This is a genomic window from Anatilimnocola aggregata (assembly GCF_007747655.1).
Lineage (GTDB): Bacteria > Planctomycetota > Planctomycetia > Pirellulales > Pirellulaceae > Anatilimnocola > Anatilimnocola aggregata.
The window spans coordinates 550,198-569,898 of record NZ_CP036274.1; the positions used below are offsets into that span (position 1 = coordinate 550,198).

At 57.9% G+C, this 19,701-nt stretch carries 19 protein-coding genes and 1 tRNA gene; 13 read left to right on the plus strand and 7 right to left on the minus strand.

Going from position 1 to position 19,701, the window contains the following annotated elements:
• Positions 1-3 precede the first annotated feature (3 nt).
• Positions 4-1,095: a redoxin domain-containing protein gene (locus ETAA8_RS01980; protein WP_202921508.1), complete on the plus strand. Its 1,092-nt coding sequence runs from the start codon at positions 4-6 to the stop codon at positions 1,093-1,095.
• An 18-nt stretch (positions 1,096-1,113) separates the two neighbouring features.
• Here the strand turns inward: ETAA8_RS01980 and ETAA8_RS01985 are convergent, their stop codons facing one another.
• From ETAA8_RS01985 to ETAA8_RS02000, 4 genes are all read right to left on the minus strand, one after another.
• On the minus strand, positions 1,114-2,706 hold the full coding sequence (locus tag ETAA8_RS01985; RefSeq protein ID WP_145084131.1) for a CRTAC1 family protein: 1,593 nt from the start codon (positions 2,704-2,706) through the stop codon (positions 1,114-1,116).
• Between the two features lie 102 nt (positions 2,707-2,808).
• Positions 2,809-3,183: a hypothetical protein gene (locus tag ETAA8_RS01990; RefSeq protein WP_145084134.1), complete on the minus strand. Its 375-nt coding sequence runs from the start codon at positions 3,181-3,183 to the stop codon at positions 2,809-2,811.
• Positions 3,184-3,720: 537 nt separating this feature from the next.
• Positions 3,721-3,918, minus strand: coding sequence for a hypothetical protein (locus tag ETAA8_RS01995; protein WP_145084137.1), 198 nt, complete (start codon positions 3,916-3,918; stop codon positions 3,721-3,723).
• Positions 3,919-4,479: 561 nt separating this feature from the next.
• Positions 4,480-4,551 (minus strand) — tRNA-Cys (locus ETAA8_RS02000).
• Between the two features lie 416 nt (positions 4,552-4,967).
• On the opposite strand from ETAA8_RS02000, the gene ETAA8_RS02005 reads away from it, so the two are divergent.
• From ETAA8_RS02005 to nadC, 7 genes are all read left to right on the plus strand, one after another.
• A complete protein-coding gene (locus ETAA8_RS02005) occupies positions 4,968-5,306 on the plus strand; it encodes a hypothetical protein (RefSeq protein WP_145084139.1) in 339 nt (112 codons plus the stop codon).
• Positions 5,307-5,412: 106 nt separating this feature from the next.
• Positions 5,413-5,748 (plus strand): hypothetical protein, encoded by a 336-nt coding sequence (locus ETAA8_RS02010; protein WP_145084142.1) that lies wholly within the window; start codon positions 5,413-5,415, stop codon positions 5,746-5,748.
• 105 nt (positions 5,749-5,853) lie between these two features.
• Positions 5,854-6,345, plus strand: a complete 492-nt coding sequence (locus ETAA8_RS02015) for an acetolactate synthase (RefSeq protein ID WP_145084145.1) — start codon at positions 5,854-5,856, stop codon at positions 6,343-6,345.
• An 822-nt stretch (positions 6,346-7,167) separates the two neighbouring features.
• On the plus strand, positions 7,168-8,496 hold the full coding sequence (locus tag ETAA8_RS02020) for an MFS transporter (RefSeq protein ID WP_145084148.1): 1,329 nt from the start codon (positions 7,168-7,170) through the stop codon (positions 8,494-8,496).
• 97 nt (positions 8,497-8,593) lie between these two features.
• A complete protein-coding gene (locus ETAA8_RS02025) occupies positions 8,594-9,145 on the plus strand; it encodes an REP-associated tyrosine transposase (RefSeq protein WP_145084151.1) in 552 nt (183 codons plus the stop codon).
• A 186-nt stretch (positions 9,146-9,331) separates the two neighbouring features.
• Entirely contained in the window at positions 9,332-10,345 is a 1,014-nt protein-coding gene (gene hemB / locus ETAA8_RS02030; RefSeq protein WP_145084153.1) for a porphobilinogen synthase, read from the plus strand.
• 26 nt (positions 10,346-10,371) lie between these two features.
• Positions 10,372-11,304 carry a carboxylating nicotinate-nucleotide diphosphorylase gene (nadC, locus tag ETAA8_RS02035; protein ID WP_145084156.1) on the plus strand — a complete coding sequence of 311 codons (933 nt, stop codon included), beginning with the start codon at positions 10,372-10,374 and terminating at the stop codon, positions 11,302-11,304.
• A 27-nt stretch (positions 11,305-11,331) separates the two neighbouring features.
• Here the strand turns inward: nadC and ETAA8_RS02040 are convergent, their stop codons facing one another.
• Positions 11,332-12,321 carry an amidohydrolase family protein gene (locus ETAA8_RS02040; protein WP_202921509.1) on the minus strand — a complete coding sequence of 330 codons (990 nt, stop codon included), beginning with the start codon at positions 12,319-12,321 and terminating at the stop codon, positions 11,332-11,334.
• Positions 12,322-12,444: 123 nt separating this feature from the next.
• The gene (locus ETAA8_RS02045) at positions 12,445-12,705 is read right to left on the minus strand and encodes a zinc ribbon domain-containing protein (RefSeq protein ID WP_145084159.1); all 261 of its coding nucleotides are present in this window, start codon (positions 12,703-12,705) and stop codon (positions 12,445-12,447) included.
• A 151-nt stretch (positions 12,706-12,856) separates the two neighbouring features.
• On the opposite strand from ETAA8_RS02045, the gene ETAA8_RS02050 reads away from it, so the two are divergent.
• Complete coding sequence (locus tag ETAA8_RS02050; RefSeq protein ID WP_145084162.1) at positions 12,857-14,653, plus strand: cytochrome c peroxidase; 1,797 nt, start codon at positions 12,857-12,859, stop codon at positions 14,651-14,653.
• A gap of 15 nt (positions 14,654-14,668) precedes the next feature.
• On the opposite strand, the gene ETAA8_RS02055 is transcribed toward ETAA8_RS02050, so the two are convergent.
• Positions 14,669-15,127 carry an NADAR family protein gene (locus ETAA8_RS02055; RefSeq protein ID WP_145084165.1) on the minus strand — a complete coding sequence of 153 codons (459 nt, stop codon included), beginning with the start codon at positions 15,125-15,127 and terminating at the stop codon, positions 14,669-14,671.
• Positions 15,128-15,290: 163 nt separating this feature from the next.
• On the opposite strand from ETAA8_RS02055, the gene ETAA8_RS02060 reads away from it, so the two are divergent.
• From ETAA8_RS02060 to ETAA8_RS02075, 4 genes are all read left to right on the plus strand, one after another.
• Positions 15,291-16,055, plus strand: a complete 765-nt coding sequence (locus ETAA8_RS02060) for a class I SAM-dependent methyltransferase (RefSeq protein WP_145084168.1) — start codon at positions 15,291-15,293, stop codon at positions 16,053-16,055.
• Positions 16,056-16,335: 280 nt separating this feature from the next.
• Positions 16,336-17,034: a pirin family protein gene (locus ETAA8_RS02065; protein WP_145084171.1), complete on the plus strand. Its 699-nt coding sequence runs from the start codon at positions 16,336-16,338 to the stop codon at positions 17,032-17,034.
• A gap of 152 nt (positions 17,035-17,186) precedes the next feature.
• Positions 17,187-17,858, plus strand: a complete 672-nt coding sequence (locus ETAA8_RS02070; protein WP_145084174.1) for a hydrolase — start codon at positions 17,187-17,189, stop codon at positions 17,856-17,858.
• A gap of 61 nt (positions 17,859-17,919) precedes the next feature.
• Positions 17,920-19,701, plus strand: a complete 1,782-nt coding sequence (locus ETAA8_RS02075; RefSeq protein WP_145084177.1) for an amidohydrolase — start codon at positions 17,920-17,922, stop codon at positions 19,699-19,701.

Consider the following 19,701-nt stretch of genomic DNA (forward strand, 5'->3'; position numbering starts at 1 on the left):
CCCATGCGGACAGTTTTCACTACGTTCGTTGTCGTCGCCTTTGCTTCACTGCTGTCGGGACTCACTGCGCGCGGCGCGGATCCATTTGCCGGTGCCGATCCTTCCTGGGCTTTGCTGCACGAGCCGGCCGTGGTCGCAGAACTCAAGCTGAGTTCAACCCAGCGCGTGGCCTATCAGGAGTTGATGGATAGCGTCGATCTGCGCTTCTTTCCGCTGCGGAACAAGTCGCGCGAAGTGGTTGTCGCCGTAGTCGACGAGATCATGGGAGAGTGCCAGCAGAAACTCAACACTTTGCTCCTGCCTGCGCAAAGCAAGCGGTTCCGCGAAATCCTCATGAGAAAGCTGGGGACAGCTGCCCTGGTGCGGGACGATCTCGATTTGCAAATGGACTATACCGACGAACAGTTGAAGCAACTCAAGACGATCGTCGACAAGGCTGCAGCGGCAGTCACTGCGCTTGAGAAAGAGGCCAGCGAAGGGAAGCCGCGCCAGCCGCTCGAAGAGAAATTCAAAGATGTCAAGCTGAAGGAGCAACAGGAAATCCTCGCATTGCTCAAACCGGCTCAGCGGACCAAATGGCAACAGGCGGTTGGCGCGCCGTTCGATCTTTCGCGGCTGGGACAAACCGCCTATCGCGCTCCAGAGATCGTCGATACCAAGGACTGGATCAACTCACCCGCCATGAAACTCGCCGACCAACGTGGCAAGGTTGTCGTACTCCATTTCTACGCCTTCGGCTGCAGCAACTGCATTCACAACTATCCGTGGTATCGCGAATGGCACGACAAGTTTCAGGGAAAGGACGTTGTCTTGATCGGCGTGCACACACCCGAGACTGCTGGCGAGCGCGAGGCGGCCAATGTCCGCAGTTCTGCCACCAAGGAAAAATTTGCCTTCCCGGTGGTGATTGACGGCAAGAGTGAGAACTGGAACGCCTGGGGAAACTCGATGTGGCCTTCGGTGTACCTTATCGACAAGCGCGGCTACCTGCGGCACTTCTGGCCCGGCGAGTTGAAATGGCAAGGCCTCGACGGCGAGAAGTACATGCGCGAGCGGATTGAACAGCTGCTGACAGAGACGGACGCGAAGTCATAGGATCCTGTCATCGATGGACTAAAGCTTTTTCGTTTCGTACAGCACGACTTCGCTGCCGGCGCTTGCTCCGCTGATCTCGCGCACAACTCCTGATGGAAAGCGAACCCGAACGTCGACCGTCTTGAATTCACCCAAGCCGATGTGCAACCGCGGCACAAGTACCGTCGAACGGCCGGCGCTTCGCTCCATGAATCCCTGGCGATAGTGAACCAGGGACTTGGCGTCGCCCAATTTGCCGGGTTGATAAACCCAGAGCTTAGCGCCCAGGTGAACGTCGCCAGCAGCTTTGGGGACCAACTTCACATGCAGTCCGCTTGCCGCGGTCTGGTTGCGATGCAGGGTGAGTTGCTTGCCATCGAAGGTGGCCATGTCGAGTCGTCCGTAGTTGTCGACATCGCCAAACTTGCGGTTGCGGCGGCCACCCAGGATGCCGTCGACTTCCACAAAACGACCGCCACCCAGGTTGAGAAACGCCCCATGTTGAGTGCCATGATCGCTGGCGGTGACCAGGTCGCGATAGCCGTTGTTATCGAGATCGAGCCATTGCAGTTCGTTGTCGGTCGTCCAGGGATGACCACGACGATTCGGCAGCCCGCGCTTTTCGGGATCAAACACAAGCTGCTCCTGCTGGGCAAACTTGCCGCGACCATCGTTGGCGTGCCACCTGCCAGAATGCAGGTCGACCAGGTCCAGGTCGCCATCGACATCTAAATCTTCAGGAAACAGCCAGGCGGTGGCGCTTGCCGGCAGGCCGAAAGCAGCGGTCGCGTCTTGCCAGCTTGAACCATCTTTCGACTCTTTGCGCACCAGTATCCAAGTGAAGAGTTGCGAGCTGTAAAAACCTTCGCCGCGGAAGTGCACGATTAATTCATTGCGCTCGTCCCCATCCAGATCAACCGCGTAGGCATCTCGATAGCCGGGGCGACCGGGGCCGCGGCCATGTTCGATGCCTGCGGGCCAACCCACCAGCGACTCGGATTCCCACAACGTTTCGCTCTTCAGCTTGGCATCTGCGGCGGTGGGCCATTGGTCGGGCGAGGGAGTCAAGCGAAGTGCCGCGCCGGCGCCACTCATGTACGCTTCGCGATGCAGACCATCGCCGTCGAGATCGGCCAGCTGAAAATCGCCATAGCCGGCTTGCGGCAGTTGTTGAGCTGACTTGCGATAGTTGCCCGCACCGTCATTTAAAAAGAAGTAACCAGAGATGTTGCTCCCCTCAGTGCCAATAGCATGCGGCGCGTTGCCACCAGCCCACCAGACCGGATCGCGGGCACCAAAGAGCCAGCGACGAGCATAGGGCCCCTCGTCGAGCACGAACTTCGCGTTGCCACGACCGAGCCAGATCGCCGCGCCACCCCCATGATGACCATAGACAATCAAGTCGAGCTGGCCATCACCGTCGAAGTCGATTGGCGGCGACATCCAGGGATAGTCGAGCTTCCCGCGCTCCGGCTCGCTGTTAATCACATGCGTCAGGCCAGACTCCTCGGGAGCCACCTTGACCAGCGGCAAGCGAACAGGCTCCGCCGTCGGCTCGGCAGCCACAACCGCGCATGCCGACAAACTACCGAACAAGAGCGCCACGAATGATTGCACGATGTAATTGTTCATAAGTCGCCATTTATGGTCTCCGCAAGCGGCGATGTCAAACAAATGCAGGCAAGGGGGTAGCATCGGGCGAAGAGTATCGGCGGAGACATTGCTCGATAAGTTTTATGCAGAGGCATCGAGCCAGGCGCGGGCCTCAGTTTGGGTGGCAAAGATGTTGCTGTCCAATCCCCGATTGCCGGCGACGAGTACACCGAACTTTTGCGGATCGATCATTTCTTGCTGAGCTACCATCGCCAGCCGCAGTCGTCGATTCGCTGATTCTGCCCACTTCACGACTGCTGCATATCGTTGAATGGTGGAGGGGGAATGGAACCCGGTTAGACCTGTGGTATCGACCAATAACTCCTCGACCTGCTGCGCGCACGCTGCAGTTATGGCCGCGCTAACTAGGGCAACGACTTCGTCGAACGAAACGGTGCCAACCGGGCAATAGATCCCGCGATTCCGTTCGATGCTGAATCCCTCTGGCGCGTCCAAATCACATCGTCTCCATAGATAGCAATGTGTAGCTAGCAAATAGACCAACGTTCCACGGCGGGCAGAGTGCCGACCGGCCCGGATTTTAGCAGAACAGCCAGAAACCCGCAGTCTGCACACATAGAGACGATGGGGCGCGCGTCACGCAACATAACGAAACGGTTTCGCGTGGCCGCAGCAAAATTACGCTGTTGAACGGCACACCCTTAGCCGACGGCCCCCCCAAGAAACGAAAACAGCCGACTAGCATTTGCTGCTAAATCGGCTGGTTTTCTGAGAGGCGCTGGTCGGAGTTGAACCGACGATGGCGGAATTGCAATCCGCATAAGCGTCGATCGTAATCGCTTTGCTTGTTTCGCTTTGCGTCGTTCGTTAATCGCTGGCCGCACAGTATTTGCACGGATCGTAGCGTATTCGGCACACCTACGTCCAGCGAAGGCTTGGCGGAAATGTCCCACCAAATTTCGGTGGCGCAAAGAGGTCTCTCCCTCGCCTAGGAACAAACCACGCATTAGGGCGGATGCGACGGTCAGTGCTTTATAGCGGACGAAAGAATTTGCTAGGAAGCGTGCCAGGAATCCGATAGTGCGAAACGTAGTAGCCACCTGTTGGTAAATCTACAAAATCACCTTCCGGCTGAACCAACGCCAGATAACTCCCAACGTACAGCACCTGCAGGAGCAGCAAGACGATGGCGACAAATATCGGTGCGACAGAAGTATGAGGCTTATCCATCTCCGCATTCTACCCGCCCACGAAAACGTATTGCCAGATCGTTTGGCCAGCGTAATCGCTGACTGGTACGTGCTATTTTGAATGACTAGGTCAAGGACGACGTTTTGGATTCCGGTGCTGGTTGTAGAACATCCAGATTCGGCATGATACCCAAGCCACGGTTAGCGCAACAAAGACGCCAATTAGTCCGGCTTTTTGCACTCCGTCCAAAACTGGGAACTTGCTGTACGTGTAGAATCCAACCATAACGCTGACGATGAAACTTAAGACAGCGGTGATGTTCACGATGATGTACATCGCCGCATTCTACCCGCCCACGAAAACGACTTGCCAGATCGTTTGGCCAGCGTATTCGCTGTCGCCAGAATTAAGACGGTCATTCGCTGCGAGAGGTATCGCTTAGGGGACAAACGGGACGCAAGGGTGTGAACCGTAGCGTCAGTTCGGAATCGTTGGTTTGCAGGGAAAACCATGCAAATCGAAACAAGAAACGAAAAACGCCAATCGCAGTGAAGCGATTGGCGTTGTCGTAAAGCGTTGAACGCTCAGCGATTATTCGAGAGGCGCTGGTCGGAGTTGAACCGACGATGGCGGATTTGCAATCCGCTGCCTTAGCCACTTGGCTACAGCGCCTGATGGGTGCGCGCGACACGACTCGTGTCACATCTGTGAGCGTAGGGAAACCTTGCGGGTCGGTCAAGAGGCGCAGGTTGTGCCTCAGGTGATCGCTCGGACTACGCTTACCGATTGCTAGGTTTGTATCGGCCTAAAGCGGGTGCTGGTTTAATCATCCCAACGATTTCGGTCGCTAGCAGGGGGAATATCTTCGCAGCAAACAAGTTCGCCAAGCGGTCCAAACCGGCGCGACTGCAGCTGGCATCAAGAAGCTGCAGCCAGGAATTCGATTCCCTGTATACGCGAGATGCCCTGGCATCCGCAATCTGCGCTTCTTAACGCGATTGCTGCTGCTCGTGCATTCGTGCCTGGCCGTCGTGGCGATCGTCGCTCGGCCGCCTGGAACTCCCCCCACGCTTGGAAGGATAGTGGTTATGGGTCTTGCACAATGGATGGCCGATTGGCTGGTTACCGATAAAGTGGCTCAGCTGGCCGAACGCATTGCCGGCCGCAGTCGCTTGGCAACCTATCAACGCGTTTGCGAACGTCTCTACTCGCTCGAAGCTCACGAAGCTCGCGGTTATGTTCGCACTCGTGCGGCGACAATCGTCACGGCTGAGGCTGACAAGTTGATTGCTCAGGAAGGGGTCTCGGCAGGAAAGCTGCGAGATAAGTTAATCGCCTCGGCCATGGACTCGCTCGTCTCGGCCATTCTGCTGCAAGCCGAACAAGCTCGCCGCGCGAAGCCGACGACTCGTCGCTTGGCTGCGTAGTTGGTGAATGAAGTTGACAGGCGAGTGGAGGAGGAAGTTGCAGTTCTCCCTCGCTGACGCGTCGGGCTATGTAGGAGCGCGTCGGGCTACTAAAGAGAGTACACCTATGAATTTGCCGTCACCGGGCGATCTTGCCAAAACGAACCAGCGGCTCGCCAGCAACAATGCGCGCGTCACGGCGCTGCTGAATTCGTTGCCCCTCCTGCTCGACCATTTGATCGCCGCTGCCGACCGGCGCGATTGGCTGGAAGTGGTGCGGCAAAGTGAATCGCTGGCCGAAATGGGGCGGGCGATGAAATGCGATACGCTGGCGATTCCCGCCGGTGAATTGGCGGCCGTTACGGAAGCCCGCAGCAGCGAACTTGAGATCAAGCGGCATTTGCTGCGCGTGATCGGAGCTGCTGGCCGGGCTCGCAAAACGTCGTTTCTGGCCGGCAGATAGCCCCACTGAAGCGACCGCCCGCGTTGACCGTTCTGCCCTGCCGGGCCTATAACCAAGCTGGTGTCGTGTCGTGGCATTTGAGATTGCATCGCTTGGGGATTGGGCATGAGCATTGGCGAGGGAATGGATACCGGCTATGTCACCGCCCGTGGCAAGGGCTTCCCCACCATTCGGCAGTTCACCGTGTTTCTGGAAAACCGGGTCGGACAGCTGATGGAAGTGATTCGCCGCTTCGAAGGAAGCAAGGTGCGAATCGTGGCTCTTTCGATCAACGATGCCACCGAATGCGCGTTTGTCCGGTTTCTGCTCAGTCATCCGGAGCAGGGGCGTGAGATTCTCGAACGGGCCGGGCTGGCGATTATCGAGAGCGAACTGATCGGCGTCGAGTTGCCGCAGACCAACCAACCACTGCTGGAAGTTTGCACGGCTCTTCTGCAGGCTGAGGTGAACATTGTCCAGGCGTATCCGCTGCTGATTCGTCCGCACGGTCAGCCAGCCGTCGCCCTGATGGTCGACAACCTCGACATGGCCATGTCGACCCTGAATGCCAAGGGTTTCTCGATGATTCACGAAGCCGACCTGGCCGACGAAGACTAGAACCTGAATGTTCGATGGAAGTCAGGTTGCCAAACCTGGTTAACCGGGCCGCTTGCGGCCGTTGAACCTTTAGGCCGGCGATTTTGCAGTTCACCCGCGCAAGCGCGAGGGTTAACCGGACCGCTTGCGGCCGTTGAACTGTTAGCCAAGTGAATTCGCAGTTCGCCCGCGCAAGCGCGTGGGTTAACCAGCTGACACGAAGCTAGTTGGACTAGTGGCCGGGCAAAGGAGTCGCTTCCCTTTCTCGCCAAAATAGTACAAAAAGTACGCATCAAGTTATTGACAAGAAGTCAGTACTTTGTCAGAATCGAAACGGCTAGATTGGCAACCTGGTGGAAGAACTGCGCGCCGCGGGGTGGGTGCAATTCTCACCGCTGCGAAGGACTGCTGCATGGCTGGCCCAGCGATGAATCAATCGCGGCAAGTTGGGCCACGGAAGTTCAGCAACGGTGGTTCATTAGCCAGGGGTTTATCAACAGATAGGATGTTTTCAGGTTGAGAAAATTAGCCACAATTCGTTGTCGCAAAATGGCTTAAGTGTGATGCACGCAAAAGGGGGGTATTGAAAAACTCCGGGGTGCGTGGTGCGGTCAGGCGACTGATGGAGTCTGGTGGCTGTGGCAACTCGCAGGCGGAATGACGTCGGCATGAGAATCCTTTTGCCTTGCTGCGATAGAAATTGACACGCACACTTCGGCCGCGGAAAAGGGAAAACTTGGAGCTTTCGCGAGCCCAGTGCGGAAGGTACGATTTTGACTCTGCCCCTGCGAACGTTTTACAAACCCGATTTTTCTGCTTGCCAAAACCTATTGGAGCCCGTTCATGAGTCGCGCGTCTGATCCCCTGAAGTCTCCCGCGCATGCCGGTCCCAGCGGAACGGGGATCAAGCTCTTCTTCATGATGGTGCTCGAGTTCTTTATCTGGGGCGCGTGGCTGCCGCTGATTTTCGGCTATCTTCCGGCCATGGGGCTCACCGAGAACGAACAGAAGTTGATTCTCAGCGCGTTTCCGGTTGCGGCCATCATTGGCATGTTTTTCAGCAATCAGTTTGCCGATCGTAATTTCTCGGCCGAGCGCTTCATGGCGTTCAGTCACCTGGTTGGCGGCCTGGCAATGGCCGGGCTGGCTTGGGTGAGGTTCGATCGCCTGCCGCTGGAAGCGGGCGAAGTGATTAAGCCCTACGATACGCCGTTTTGGATCTTCTTCGGCCTGATGTCCGTCCACTGCCTGTTGTATGTGCCAACGATTTCGATTGCCAATTCGATCGCCTTCAGCCACATGAAGAACTCGGAGAAGGAGTTCGGCATTGTGCGGATGGGTGGCACCATCGGCTGGATTCTCGCAGCCTGGCCGATTGCCTTCATTCTGTATGGCAAGCCCGAAGCCGAAGTGCTGAAGGCGACGAGTGCGATCTTTATTGTCTCGGGCGGGGCTTCGCTGCTGCTGGCGGCGTTTAGCTTGATATTGCCACACACGCCGCCGAATAAGGCGACCGGAGCGGAAAGCTTCGCGCTGTTGCGGGCTCTCAAATTGCTGGCAACACCCGCGATTTTGGTGCTGTTCATTGCCACGTTCATCGACTCGACGATTCACAACGGCTATTTCGTAATGACGGGCAATTTCCTAGCTCGCGCCGGGATTGAGCCAGCTTGGATCATGGTGGTGATGAGCCTGGGCCAGGTTGCCGAAATTCTGACCATGATGTTCCTCGGCCTCGTACTCTCGAAGTTGGGCTGGCGCTGGACGATGATCATTGGCATCTTGGGGCATGCCGCTCGGTTCTCCGTCTTCGCCCTGTTCCCGGAGAGTACGACGCTGCTGGTGGCGGTCCAGTTCCTGCACGGCATTTGCTATGCGTTCTTCTTTGCGACGGTTTACATCTATATCGATAAGGTCTTTCCGAAGGACATTCGCACCAGTGCTCAGGGGTTGTTCAATTTTTTGATCCTCGGCGTCGGCGACCTCGCGGCCAAGTGGCTCTTTATTCCGTTGCAGACCCATTTTGTCGGGCCCACGGGTCTGACCGGCTATCGCGAACTGTTCATGATTCCCACCGCAATGGCCATTGGTGCCGCGCTGCTATTGCTCTTCTTCTTCCATCCCCCGCGCGATGCCGAAGAACCTGTTGCCATTAAAGCGCCGTCGCATTAAGCGTTTTGAATCATCACAGGTAGGGTGGGCCGAGTGAAACGAGGCCCACCAGGATCGACTATATCTATCGAAGAATGGCAACCAAAGGGCGACTGCCATGCCGAACTATCGCAGGAACTACGTGCCGGGAGGTACCTATTTCTTTACGGTGGTTACCTACAAGCGACGACCGCTCTTTCACGATGAAGTAATCAGAGGGCTCTTTCGCGAGGCCATTCAACACGTCCAAGCGAAGCTGCCTTTTGAAATGTTTGCTTCGGTTCTGTTGCCCGAGCATTTCCACTGCATCTGGACGTTGCCGCACGAGGACGCGAACTATTCACGCCGGTGGCGACAGATCAAGGAAAAGTTCACCTACCTGTTTCTTCGATCTGGCCACCGAGGCTTGGAACGGTCGGCGTCTCAGAAAAGGCATCGGGAACAGGCAATTTGGCAACGTCGTTTTTGGGAACATACGGTTCGAGATGTTGACGATCTCGAGCGATGCACGAACTACATCCACTGGAATCCGGTGAAGCACAACCTGGCTCAACGCGTGAAAGATTGGCAGTGGTCATCCTTTCATCGCTTTGTGCAAGCAGGTGACTATCCGTTGGATTGGGGAAGTGCAGATCCTTGTCCCGGTTATCATTCGCCCGAGTGGGAGTAGTTTCTCGTGGGGACGCGTGCAATGCTTTCCTGCGTCAAACTTGGTGGGCCTCGTTTCACTCGGCCCACCCTACGTTGGCAAGTCAATACCGCCATGCATTGTGGCCGTTGTGAACAGTGGAGGTCAAAGTTAGAGTGAACGATTCGTGTTTTTAGGATCGTTCTTGCTTCGGCCTTGTTATTCCCCATGAACCAACGTTCGGCTGCCGATTCGGGTTTTCCCACTACACGCATGCGGCGCTTGCGCTACAACGCGGGCGTGCGCGCACTGATTCGCGAGACGACCCTTGCGCCAGCGAACCTGATTTTGCCGCTGTTTGTGCGGCCGGGAAAAAACATCAAGCAGCCAATTGGTTCGATGCCAGGGCAGTTTCAACTGTCGCTCGATCAACTGGCGAAGGAAGCGAAAGAAGCGGAGCAGCTCGGCATCGCCGGCGTGATTCTGTTCGGCATTCCAGCCGAAAAAGATCTGCAGGGAAGCGACTCGTATTGCGATCAAGGGATTGTGCAGCAGGCGGTGCGGACGGTGAAGGAAGCAGCACCCAAGTTGCTGGTGCTGACTGATGTTTGCTTTTGTGAATACACGAGTCACGGTCACTGTGGTTTGCTCGAAGAGCGGAATGGGCAGCAGGATGTTGCCAACGATCCGACGCTGGCGCTGCTAGGCAAGCAAGCGGTCAGTCACGCCCAAGCCGGAGCCGACATGGTCGCACCCAGTGGCATGATGGACGGCATGGTCGGTGCTATTCGTTATGCGCTCGATCATGCGGGCTTCAGTCACTTGCCGCTGATGAGTTACGCCGCTAAATATTCCAGTGCTTTCTATGGTCCGTTTCGCGATGCAGCTGAAAGCGCCCCGCAGTTTGGCGATCGGCGGACCTATCAAATGGACCCCGCGGCTGCCGCGGGCCAGGCCCTGCGCGAAGTCGAACTCGACCTGCGCGAAGGGGCCGACATGATCATGGTCAAGCCGGCGCTTGCCTATCTCGATATCATTCGCGACGTGCGCGAGAACTTTCCCGGCGTGCCGCTTGCGGCATACAACGTGTCAGGCGAGTACAGTCTGGTGAAGGCTGCAGCTGCCAATGGCTGGGTCGACGAACGAACGCTTGCGCTCGAAATGTTGACCGCAATCAAGCGGGCCGGCGCGAGCATCATTCTCACTTACTGGGCCAAAGACGTCGCCCGCTGGCTGAGTTAGCAATCGCACACGGTTAGAGATCGATCATGGCCAAGGAATATCGTCAGCTAACGTGGGATGCCGATGTCGAGCACGACTGCCGCCAGCTCGTGCGGCTGGCGATTCTCGAAGACCTGGAGCGCGGCCACGATTGGACGACCGTCGCTCTCGCCAGCGAGGAAGCGCGATCGGTGGCGAATCTCGTGGCCCGCCAAAGTGGAGTGATTGCTGGCATTGAAGCTGCCCGCATCACGCTCGAAGAAATGGAGATCGCCGCTTCGTGGGAGCCGCAAGTTGCGGATGGCGCGAAGGTCGAGCGAGGTGCACTCGTTGCCCGTCTGCGCGGACCAGCCCGCGGCCTCCTTACTGCCGAGCGAACATTGCTGAACCTGATGGGACGCATGTCGGGCATTGCGACGTTAACCAGTGAATATGTCGCTGCTGTTGCTGGCACCGGAGCTCGCGTTTATGACACGCGCAAGACAACTCCCGGTTGGCGCAGGCTGGAGAAATATTCCGTCCGCTGCGGCGGTGGACATAACCATCGGCTCGGCCTCTTCGATGGCGTGCTCATCAAAGACAATCACCTGGCACTCGGTCGCGAAGGGTCAGCTGCTACCCGCTATACGCCGGCTCAAGCAGTGCAACGGGCGAAGGCCTTCTTGTACGAACATGGGGCCGGCCAAGAGCGCTTTGCCGAGATGATGGTCGAAGTGGAAGTTGATTCCCTGGCTCAGCTACGCGAGGTTCTACCCGCGGGGCCCGATATCGTCCTGCTCGATAACATGCCGCCCGACGTGCTTCGCCAAGCCGTGGCCATTCGCAACGAACTGGCCCCACACATTGAACTTGAAGCTTCCGGCGGCATCACGCTGAAGACGATTCGCAGCGTGGCCGAGACAGGCGTCGAGCGAATCAGCTCCGGAGCTCTCACCCATTCCGCGATCGTGCTCGACGTCGCGCTCGATTGGCAGGAATGAAATAGCTCTCGGTTCCAAGCCGTCTTACTATAGGCGGTAGTACTTCACCGCGTTCTCGCTGAAGAGCTTTTTCTGCTCTGCTTCGGATCGGGCGGCGACGATTTGCCGCAGCGCTTCGGTCCAGGCTTTAAGTGGGGCACCGAGGAGGCAGACGGGCCAATCGCTGCCGAAGATGACGCGGTCGGGACCGAAGCTATCGAGGCAGTGATTGACGATGGGTGCTAGGTCGTCAGCTGACCACTCCTTCGTGACGCGGGCAATGATGCCGCTGATCTTGCAAAGGGTGTTCTTGCGCTTGGCAATTTCTGCGATCTCTTTTTTCCAGGGCTCCACGGTATGGTCTGGTTTTTGATCACCGCGACGGGTGGCCGAGAGCCAGGCCTTGGGATCGGCGTTGCCGCAGTGGTCGAGAATCAGTCGTGTGTCCGGGCACTTGTCGGCCAGCTGCGAAGCATCGGCCAGATCTCCAGGGCGCAGGCAAAGGTCGAAGCTCAGCCCCATTTCGCCTAGCAATTGCACACTCTTCACATACGCGGGCGAAAGGCAGAAGCCGGCCGGGGTGCTATCGCCATGGAGCACTTGCCGCACACCTTTGATTTGCGGCGAGTCTTTGAACTGGGCGATGTACTTCTTAAATGCGGCTTCATCACCGGGGCGGCCAGAGATAACGGCACCCACTGTGGGCGCGGTGCCAGACTTGCAGATTGCGATCAAGTGCTCGGCCTCGGCAGTCTGTTGTTCCGGCGCGACATCGACCTCCATATAAACCGAGCGGTCGATGCCGGTTCCCACGATGGCCTGGCGGTAGTCGTCCAGCACGTAGCTGCGGGCGAGCACTCCGCTGGCGGGAAGCCAAGGCAACTTGAACTTGGTGACATCCCACAAGTGCTGATGACAATCGATGAGCGGAAGCATTGGTTTTTCCTCGCGAGCGGTGGCCGTTGTTGCCAACAGACCAGCTGCGGCAGAACCGATGACCCAGTCACGTCGGGAGATTTCGCGTCGAGAGAGAGGCATGGCCGGAACTCGATAAAAGTGGGTGAGGCAGGATTGTGTTTTGTTGCGACTGAGGAACCTACGAACGCTGGATTGTAGTCACTTCGGCGCGACACCGAAATTATCCTGGGCGAAACCAGTTCACTAAAACAGCAGGCCATACAGGGCCCACAGGAGCCAATCGAGCATAACAAACAGCAACAGCCCCACGGTCACATAGATCCACCAGGGCTTGCGAGTGGGAGGCGAGTCTTCGTCGGAGATGTAGCGTTCGCAATACGGGCAGCGCTGGGAGTCTTCGTGAATCTCGCGCCGGCAATAGGGGCAATCGATAGTTGGTTCGTCGTCGCTATTGTCGAACTCTTCGTCGTCCCAATCGTCGTCGTTTTGATTATGTCGTTTCATCGCGAATTAGATCTTTCCCTGACTGCCAAGAGGCCCAGCCGATGCCTGGAACCGCGGGACTTTTGACTTGTGACCGCCCCTTCGCTATGCCAGACTAGAGGCTCCCAGCAGCTACCAGTCTGCATCTTTCCCACCTGCAAGGTCGTGCGCGATGAGCCTAGTTTCTTCGACCGTTTTGCACCGTAGTGGTGCCCAAGTCAGCGGTCTGCTGGTCGGTTTGATTCTACTGGCAACATGCCCTGCCGCAGAGCCTGCAGCGCCCAAACTAGCCACGCAACTGAGGCGGCCAATTGCTCTGGCCAATGATGCCCAAGGGGAATGGCTGTATGTGGCCAATCGCGAGAGTGGCAGCATTACCTCGCTGACCGCAGCTGGCAAAGTCACCAGCGAAACAGCGGTCGGCAAACAACTGTCTGACTTCATTCCGGTGCCCGGCAGCGATCTGTTTCTAGCTACCGACGAGCAAGCTCATCAACTGTTGGTCTTGCGAATGAAGGGTGACCAGATCACCGTTCTGCAACGGTTGGCAGTGAGTCCCTATCCGGTCGGTGTGACCGTGTGGGACGACGGCAAGCAAGCGGCGGTCACTTCCCTTTGGTCGCGCCGCGTATCATTCCTCGCACTGAACCGTAACGGTGATAAGAAACAGGAAATCGCACGCATCACGAAGGTGCTCGACCTTCCCTTCGCGCCGCGCAAACTCATCATGCTGCCGCAGCAGCAAAAGTTGATCGTCGCCGATTCGTTCAGCGGCAAGCTGGCGGTGATTGACCCGAAGAAGCAAACGCTGGAAGCTGTTCGTCAATTCCCAGGGCACAACATCCGCGGGTTGGGGATCAGCCCGAATGGCGAAATGTTGCTCGTCTCGCACCAAATGCTCAACGAACTGGCCCATACCATTCGAAACGACGTTCACTGGGGCCTGCTGATGTCGAACGACCTGCGCTGGCTGAAGATCGAGTCGGTGCTGGCTGGCGGCAAGGAAACTTACTTCGGTTCGCACATGCACCCGCTGGGGGAAGCGGGCCAAGGTGGCGGCGATCCGGCGGGCTTCGATATCGCGACCGATGGAACGGTGGCGGTGACGATGTCTGGCGCGGGACAGATTGCCGTCGGCAAGGAAGAAGATTTTTCGCTCCAGCGGATCGAGGTCGGTCAGCGGCCCGTGGCGGTGAAGATCGCCGCCGATGGCAAAACGGCGCTGGTCGTCGATCAATATGCCGACTGCCTGGTGCGAGTCGACCTGGCGCTGCAAGAGGTGACCGAGCGGATTTCGCTGGGCCCCACGCCCGAGCTAACCGAAGCACAGAAGGGAGAGGTTCTGTTTCACGACTCGCGGCTAGCTCACGACCGCTGGATGAGTTGCCATAGTTGTCACGCCGATGGTCATGCCAACGGCCAGATGAACGACAACTTCAGCGACAAGTCGTTCGGCGCGCCGAAGCGAGTTCTGTCGCTCCTCTCGCAGAAAGATACTGCCCCTTACGGCTGGAATGCCAAGGCCGAAGACCTGCTCGTGCAGATTCGCAACTCGCTAGAGAACACGATGCAGCGAGAGGATGAAATTCCCGCTGACGACGTGAAGGCCATCGCCGCTTACGTGAGCACGCTCGAACTGCCGCCGCCGCTCGATGTGCTGCGCGGCACAACTGACTCAGCTGCCATCGCCCGCGGCAAACTCGTGTTCGAGAATCACGACTGTGCCCGCTGCCACGCCGGACCCAACTTCACCACGCCCAAAGCTTACGACGTGGGTCTGACCGACAAGCAAGGGAACAAAGAGTTCAACCCACCCAGCCTCCGCGGACTCAGTCATCGCGGCCCCTTCTTCCACGACAACACCGCGGCGACGCTCGAAGACGTTTTTCTTAAGCACCAGCATCCGGCCAAGGCAGTATATAGTGCGGAAGAGATCAAAGACCTCGTGCATTACTTGCGGAGTTTGTAAATCGAAGATTGAAGTTCAAGGTTGGGAAGCAGTAGCCTCCTCACGTAACTTCGTCCTGACTTCCATCAGTATCAGCCCCAGCATGTTCTTCCCACTGCCGCCGCCATCGCCCCAGTAGTTGTCGTTGGTGGTGTGCTCGACGATCGGGGCATCGCCGGTGCTGAGGAGGATTTCGCGCAGGTTGGCATGCTGCGTGAACTTGGCGAGGACCGCCTCGCGCATGATCGAGTCTTTCACTGCTTCCCAATCGGTGCGGAAGGGGCGCTGGCGATCGCGGCCCATCCGGGCGGCGAGCAGCGGTGAGCTTGCCCGACGTATCTCTTCTTTATCCGGCTGGCCGGCAAACTTCTGCGCTTGAAAATAATGCTCCGACGTTGGCCAGGTCTTCCCTTTTAACTCGATCGGGTAAGCCGCGAAATTTGAGAATTCGCCGTACGCATCGGCTGTGGAATAAAACTGAATCGGCTCGGTCATCGTAAATCCCGCCTGCCCACCACGAAAGAAAACGCTAAATTAACAGTTCTCGGCTCGGCAGGATGCTCGCCCTCCCTCAATCGCTCCTGCCCTTCATCGCTTTATTCCTGCAACCCTTCCTCCCTTCCCCATGCACGACCACAACCGACGCGCGTGGGACGAAATGGTTCGCGATAAGCAGCGGTTCACGCGGCCGGCGCGCGACGAGGACTTTGTCGATCCGCTGAAGACGGTCGATGCCCTGGGTTGGCTGGGGGGCGATATTCGCGGCCAGCGCGTCTTGTGCTTGGGTGCAGGGGGTGGCAAGCATGGCCCGCTCTATGCCGCAGCTGGTGCGCGGGTGACGGTGGTCGATATCAGTGCCGCGCAGCTGGAACTCGATCGCGAAGTGGCCGCCGAGCGCCGGCTGGAAGTGCACACCGTCGAAGCATCGATGGACAACCTGCAGTGCTTCCAGGCTAGCGAGTTCGATCTCGTCGTGCAGCCCGTCAGCACTTGTTACGTGCCGCAGATTGGACCCGTGTATGCGGAGGTCGCGCGGATCACGCGCCCGGGCGGTCTATATGTCAGTCAGCACAAGACGCCGCAAAGCTTGCAGGCCGACGTGCAGGCGAGTGCCAAGGGATACGAATTGACAGAGCCGTACTATCGAACCGGGCCGCTGCCACCTGTGGTTGGCAGTCGGCATCGCGAAGAAGGTACACACGAGTATTTGCATCGCTGGGACGAAATCCTCGGGCTGATGTGCCGTAGCGGGTTTGTGATTGAAGACCTCGTCGAGCCGCTGCATACCAAGCCCGACGCCATCCCCGGCAGCTGGGAACATCGCAGTAAGTTCGTGGCACCCTATGTGCGAATCAAAGCGCGGCGGACCGGCGAGAAAGCTGCTGCTTCGACGGCGACGTCGCGCCTGTGGCTGCCGAGTTAACGAACAGGATTGGTATCACATAGCCCGACGCGTCAGCGAGGGAATGGCTCGAAGCGACTTTCATCTCCATTGAGTTCAGCCAAATCACCGTATCGGCAGTAAACCGTTGCGAAATCGCAGCCGTTGTTGAAGTGGCTCCCTTGCTCACGCGTCGGGCTACATGGGAGAAAAATGGGCGGAAAACAGTGGGCAAGAAGCGTGTAAGGTTCGCCTCGCTGGGCGGTAGATCAGGTGTCCACACTCACCAATGTTCTCACCAAGCTTCTCCGGAGGTCCCGCCATGTTTGCCGTTCGCAAAGCAGCTGATCGAGGTCACGCAGACCACGGCTGGCTGAACACTTATCACACCTTTTCGTTTTCCAGCTATCGCGATCCCCGGCACATGAATTTTCGTGCCCTGCGGGTGATGAACGAGGACTGGGTCGCAGCGGGTCAAGGGTTTGGCACCCATCCGCATCGCGATATGGAGATCGTTACCTACGTGCTTGAGGGAGCGCTGGAACATAAAGATTCGATGGGAAACGGCGAAGTGCTGCGGCCTGGTGAATTCCAACGGATGACGGCTGGGACCGGCATCACGCATAGCGAATTCAATCCGTCCACCAGCGAACCCGTGCACCTATATCAGATCTGGTTGTTCCCGGAAGCCAACGGACTGACGCCCAGTTACGAGCAGAAGCGGTTCGCCGACGAAGAGCGGCACAATCGGTTGCGGCTCGTCGCTTCGCGAGATGCTGCCGAAGGCTCGCTGTTGATTCATCAAGATGCCAAGATCTACTTGGCTTCCCTTGATCAAGGGCAGAGCGTGACGCACTCGCTCGCAAGTGGCCGGCATGCCTGGCTACAGGTGCTGCGCGGCAGTGTGACGTTGAATGGTCAGGCCCTCGCCACCAGCGACGGCGCAGCCATCAGCGACGAAACCTCGCTCACGATCGAGGCCACCAACAATGCCGAAGTGATGCTGTTCGACCTGGCCTAATAGTTTTCCGGTCTTTGGTAGCCCGACGCATCAGCGAGGGTGGTGCTGCAAACGACGCAAATTGGCGGTTCACGCTCGCTGACGCGTCGGGCTACTTTCTTTTTGAGTCTTACTCCTCCGTTCCCAACCCTAGCTTTTAAGGAGACTTCCTCATGGCCAACATTCTTCCGCACACCGATGGTGGCTTAATCACTGCCGACAACAGCGTGCTTGTTTTTATCGATCATCAACCACAGATGTCGTTCGGCGTCGGCAGCGGCATTGATCGTCAGTTGCTCATGAACAACGTGCTGATGCTGGCCCGCGGCGCGAAGGAATTCAAAGTTCCCACCATTCTTACCACGGTCGAAACCGAATCATTCAGCGGCCAGATGTGGCCGCAACTGCTTGATATTTTTCCAGATCAACAGCCCATCGAACGCACAGGCATGAATTCTTGGGATACCCCGGCGTTTCGCGAAGCGATCAAGCAAACCGGGCGGAAGAATATCCTGCTCTCCGGGCTGTGGACCGAAGTCTGTATCACTTGGCCCGCGTTAAACATGCTCGCGGAAGGCTATAACGTGTATGTCGTCGAAGATGCCTCCGCAGGCACCTCGCCGGCGGCTCACGAAGCGGCTCTCTCCCGCATGGTGCAGGCCGGCGCGGTTCGTATGACCAGCGTCGCCACCGTCCTCGAATTTCAGCGAGACTGGGCTCATCGCGATCATTACGACGCGTTGATGAATATCTTTCGCGAGCATGGTGGCGCGTACGGCGTGGGCATTGAATACGCCTACACGATGGTTCACAAAGCACCTGCCGCGCGGAAGGTGCTCCAGTAAAATCGAATCTCGTCAATGCTCCACTCCCGGCGCTAGCGCCGGGAGACAAGGAACGGAAACCATGAATCCTGACATCATTCTCTATCATGGCAAAATCACGACACTCAATCCGGCGCAGCCTGAAGTCACGGCGATCGCGATCTCCGGAGGAGTAATCACAGCGCTCGGATCCGATGACGAGATCCTGAAACTGGCAGCAACGCAAACGAAGACCATCGACTTGCACAAGCGGCGCGTGATACCCGGCCTGAATGACTCTCACCTGCACGTGATTCGCGCGGGGCTTTTTTATAACCTGGAGCTGCGCTGGGATGGCGTACCCACACTGGGACTCGCGCTCGAACAACTCAAGCAGCAGGCCGAACGGACCCCGCCGCCGCAATGGGTTCGCGTCATCGGCGGTTGGAACGAATTTCAATTCGCCGAAGGGCGCATGCCGACGCTCGCCGAGCTTAACGAAGCAGCACCGCACACGCCCGTGTTCCTGCTGCACTTGTACGACTCGGCACTGCTCAATCGTGCGGCCCTGGCAGCACTTGGTTTTGACAAGAGTACGCCAAATCCGCCCGGCGGTCTCATCGCCCGCGATACCAAAGGGAATCCCACCGGTCTGCTGACCGCCGAGCCCAGCGCACTCATTCTCTACTCCACGATTGCCAATGCTCCCAAGCTGTCGTTCGACGATCAACTGAACAGCACGCGACACTATCTGCGCGAGCTGAACCGCTTTGGGGTCACCAGCGTGGCTGATGCTGGCGGTGGCGGGCAGAACTATCCCGACGACTACGCCGTGGCGAAGAAGCTCGACCAGGATGGTCACCTGACGGTGCGCGTCGCTTACAGCCTGTTCGCGCAAAAGAGTGGCGAAGAGCAGGCCGACTACGCTCGCTGGCTGAAGATGACGCGCCCTGGCGAAGGGAGCGATCTGCTGCGCGTGAATGGTGCCGGTGAGAATCTTGTTTGGAGTGCTGCCGACTTCGAGAATTTTTTGCAGCCGCGACCGGATCTGAAGCCGACGATGGAGAGCGAACTCGAGCCAATTGTGCGGATGCTGGCCGAAGCGAAGTGGCCCTGGCGAATTCACGCGACTTATGACGAATCGATCGGTCGTTTTCTGGACATTTTCGAGCGGGTGCATCGCGATGTTCCCATCGATAAGCTGCGTTGGTTCATCGATCATGCCGAGACGATTTCCGATAAGAATCTCGAGCGGATTCAAAAGCTCGGCGGCGGCATCGCCATTCAACATCGGATGGCCTATCAGGGCGAATACTACATTCGCCGCTTCGGGCTCGAATCGGCCAAGCGCAAACCGCCGCTGAAGAAGATGCTCGCCATGGGCTTGCCGATTGGCGCCGGCAGCGACGGCACGCGCGTGGCCAGTTATCATCCGTGGACCTGCCTCTGGTGGATGGTCACTTCGAAGACTGTCGGCGGCACCGTCCTCCACGAAGAGTCCGAGCGGCTCTCGCGCGAGCAAGCACTCCGGCTCTATACTCACGGCAGCGCCTGGTTCAGCAGCGAAGATGATTGGAAGGGAACACTGGCCGTCGGTCGGTTCGCCGATCTCGCGGTGCTAAGTGACGATTACTTTGCCATCGAAGACGATGCCATTCGCGGGCTCGAAAGTGTGCTCACGCTCGTGGGCGGCCGCATCGTGCACGGGGCCAGCGAGTTCGCCTCACATGCGCCGCCCCTGCCGCCAGTCAGTCCCGATTGGTCGCCGGTGAAGCATGTGGGTGGCTACAACAATTCACTGCCTAGCCCGCCGATTCACCAGCACACACCCATCATGGCCGCTGATGGTCGCGTCTGGACTGCGGGCTGTGGTTGCAATCTGTAG